Origin of the sequence: Rhizobium sp. PEPV16 (assembly GCF_008919455.1) — a bacterium.
Lineage (GTDB): Bacteria > Pseudomonadota > Alphaproteobacteria > Rhizobiales > Rhizobiaceae > Rhizobium > Rhizobium leguminosarum_Q.
The window spans coordinates 1-3,263 of the sequence record NZ_VSZV01000083.1; the positions used below are offsets into that span (position 1 = coordinate 1).

General features: G+C 63.1%; 4 protein-coding genes. 2 read left to right on the plus strand and 2 right to left on the minus strand.

What is annotated here, in order from left to right:
- Together FY112_RS00900 and FY112_RS00905 are read left to right on the plus strand one after the other, a co-directional pair.
- Positions 1-325 (plus strand): helicase HerA-like domain-containing protein (locus tag FY112_RS00900; RefSeq protein ID WP_151517400.1); only part of this gene is annotated, 325 nt, incomplete at its 5' end.
- A gap of 313 nt (positions 326-638) precedes the next feature.
- Positions 639-2,231 (plus strand): ABC-F family ATP-binding cassette domain-containing protein, encoded by a 1,593-nt coding sequence (locus FY112_RS00905; protein WP_151517401.1) that lies wholly within the window; start codon positions 639-641, stop codon positions 2,229-2,231.
- 103 nt (positions 2,232-2,334) lie between these two features.
- On the opposite strand, the gene FY112_RS00910 is transcribed toward FY112_RS00905, so the two are convergent.
- Positions 2,335-2,751 carry a hypothetical protein gene (locus FY112_RS00910; RefSeq protein WP_151517402.1) on the minus strand — a complete coding sequence of 139 codons (417 nt, stop codon included), beginning with the start codon at positions 2,749-2,751 and terminating at the stop codon, positions 2,335-2,337.
- On the minus strand, positions 2,744-3,263 hold a 520-nt coding region (locus FY112_RS00915), incomplete at its 5' end, for a nucleotidyltransferase domain-containing protein (protein WP_151517403.1). The genes FY112_RS00915 and FY112_RS00910, both read right to left, overlap by 8 nt.

Here is a 3,263-nt window from a genome sequence, read left to right on the forward strand (position 1 = left end):
CTATGACGAGGATGTCGACCGCGAATCCGCCTTCGAGATGCTGGTGGCGCGGGCAAAGAAGGCGGCCGATGCCGAGGCGGCCAAGCGAGCGCAGGAAGAAGCGGCCGAGCAGCAGCCGGGCAGCACCACCTCCGGTTGGACCCTGCCGGGCTTCGGCGGCGGCAATGACGACGACAACCGGGGCCGCGGCCAATCGCGCGGCCGGACGTCCGGCTATCAGCGCGAAACGGTGGTGGAAGCAGCGATGAAAAGCGTGGCGCGCACGGTGGCAACGCAGGTCGGCCGGGCGCTGGTGCGTGGGATCTTGGGGAGCTTGAAGCGGTAGGATCGCGGCGAGCTGTAAGCCCCTCATCCGCCTGCCGACACCTTCTCCCCGTAAACGGGGCGAAGGGGAATAGCCGCAACCTCTCCGTTCCTCGCCGACGTCTCGCAAGGCACGTCCCCTCGCCCCGTTTACGGGGAGAGCGTTAGGGTGAGGGGCAACTTCCCACTCCTTCTCTGATCGTTCCCCTTCTTGAACGGGCAGCCTTTATTCCCTAAATTACCTGCCATCGACCATTTCAACAGGATGTGTGCCGCAATGGATTTCAACCCGATCGCAACGCCAGTTCGCCTTGCCAACGGGGAAATCCATATCCATGCCTGCATCCATCACCCTCTCCCAAATTTCATGGTCCGCTCCTGACGGGCGGCCGCTTTTTTCCAATCTTGACCTGAGTTTCGGGGCCGAGCGTACCGGTCTCGTCGGGCGCAACGGCGTCGGCAAGACGACGCTGCTCAAACTCGTCTCCGGCGAGATCCAGCCGCATTCCGGGACGGTATCCGTCGGCGGCAGCCTCGGCGTGCTGCGGCAGAACGTTCAGGTGACACCCAAGGAAACGATCGCCGATCTCTTCGGCGTGACCGATGCGCTCGCTATTCTTCGCCGCGCCGAATGTGGCGAGGCAACGGCCGACGAGCTTGCATCGGCGGACTGGATGCTGGAGGCGCGCATCGCCGCAGCGCTCAATCGGACGGGGCTCAACGCACCGCCGGAGACGCCACTTGCGGTACTCTCTGGCGGGCAGCGTACCCGTGCCGGGCTTGCCGCGCTTGTTTTCACCGAACCGGATTTCCTTTTGCTCGACGAACCGACCAACAATCTCGATCGCGAAGGCCGCGAGGCGGTGATCGCGCTGATGTCAGACTGGCGGGCCGGCGCCATCATCATCAGCCATGATCGGGAACTGCTCGAAAGCGTCGATGCGATCGTTGAACTGACGTCGCTCGGTGCCACGCGCTATGGCGGCAACTGGAGCCATTTCCGCGAGCGCAAGGCGCTCGAACTTGCGGCTGCACAGCACGATCTCACTGAAGCCGGAAAACGCATGGCAGAGGTGGCGAGGAAGGCGCAGGCGACGGTGGAGCGTCAGGCGCACAGAGACAGCGCGGGCCGAAAGACGGCCGCCAAGGGCGGCATTCCGCGCATCATGCTCGGCGGCATGAAGGAGCGGAGCGAAACGACGGGTGGCGACAATGCCCGTCTTGCCGACCGCCGGCGCGCCCAGGCGCTGGAAGAGGCAAGGGCAGCGCGCGAGAAGATCGAGATCCTCCAGCCCTTGTCGGTCACCCTACCGCCGACCGGGCTGCCCGCCAGCAAGATCGTGCTGAAGATAGATGGCGTGACATCGGGCTACCAGCCGGGTGATCCCGTCATCCGCGATCTCTCCTTCGACGTGACGGGACCGGAGCGTATCGCCGTCACCGGCCGCAACGGCTCGGGCAAGACGACCTTGCTGGCGCTTGTTACCGGCGCGCTGAAACCCTGGGCCGGCACGGTTAGCGTCATGACCGCTTTCGCGATGCTCGATCAGACGGTCAGCCTGCTCGATCCGTCGGCGTCGATCCGCGACAATTTTCGCCGGATCAATCCGCTTGCCGATGAAAATACCTGCCGAGCCGCCCTTGCCCGCTTCATGTTCAGGGCCGATGCGGCGCTGCAGACCGTGTCGACGCTGAGCGGCGGGCAATTGCTGCGCGCCGGCCTTGCCTGCGTCCTCGGCTCGGCACCGCCGCCGCTGTTGATCCTCGACGAGCCGACCAATCATCTCGACATCGACTCGATCGCTGCGGTCGAGGCAGGGCTGCGCGCCTATGACGGCGCGCTGCTGGTGGTCAGCCACGACGAGACATTCCTCAGGAGTATCGGGATAACGCGGCGGCTGGAGCTTGGCGGCGAGCTGGCCGGATAAATCAGAAATTGGGTCGCGACTGCGCCAAAGACAGGCGGACGCATGCCAATTGTCGGCCAGCCGTATACCGCCACTGGCATCGCCGATGCCGGCACCACGGCGGTTATTTCGAAAGAACGACTTCGGCCCAGGCTGCGAACTCTTCGAGGCGCTCAAGGGCGCGTAACGCGTCATCGCGCGTCTTCGCCCTCGAACCGTACTGCACTTCGTCCGTCTGTTCGAGAAGTGTCTTGAGATTTGCTTCCTGTCTGTTGGGCAGTTCGTTGCCCAGTGCGCCACGAAGGAGTTTGGCGATCGCCTGATGATCTCCTTGGTTGATCTCGCCCTTAAACTTGGCGGTGACCGCGTCTGCGTAGGCGATCGCACAGTTGATCACGGTGGATATCGAGGGGTTTCCAATGTCGCCGGGATCGGCGACCGCATTGCTGTTGCGAGCATCCTTGAGAAAGCCACGAGCGACGGCGAGCCGTCCAGCAACATAGGTGCCGTCCTTTTTCTTCGTGGACCCGGTTCTAACCATCCGCGCGCTCCCTGACCCGTGCCGCAAGATCCTCTGGGCGTGCTCCCTGCAGGACGATGGCGTCTTCGAGCACCGAGTTCCACCAAGGATCCCTATCGCGGTCGAGGCGACTAACGTCATCGAGGTCCAAGCCGACGACCGAAGGAGAGAAGCCTAGCGACCTTGACGACTGCCGGAGATTCTCTCTCACCTTTTCGACAATTCCCGCAAGGACTTCCTGGCGGGCGACAAGGCCGATATCCAGATCGCTGCCGAGGCGATCCTCACCCCTTGCTACACTACCGTAGACAAAGAGACTCGAAAGATCCGGCGTCTGTTCTCCCGCGCTGAGACGTACGGCATCGATCATCTTCTCGAATCTCACGGATTCGGCGCCGAACAGCGCCTTGATCTGCGGCGCCAGATAATAATCGTGATTGAACCTGTGCAGGCGACTGTGTCCCGAACCTTCGGTGACGATCGCACCACATTCTTCCAGGGAGATCAGACCCTGTCGCGTGCCGGTCTTCGAG

Bases quoted from the DNA above. Each gene is read 5' to 3' on its own strand.
- FY112_RS00910 (WP_151517402.1), bottom strand. From the start codon at position 2,751: ATGGTTAGAACCGGGTCCACGAAGAAAAAGGACGGCACCTATGTTGCT.
- FY112_RS00905 (WP_151517401.1), top strand. From the start codon at position 639: ATGCCTGCATCCATCACCCTCTCCCAAATTTCATGGTCCGCTCCTGAC.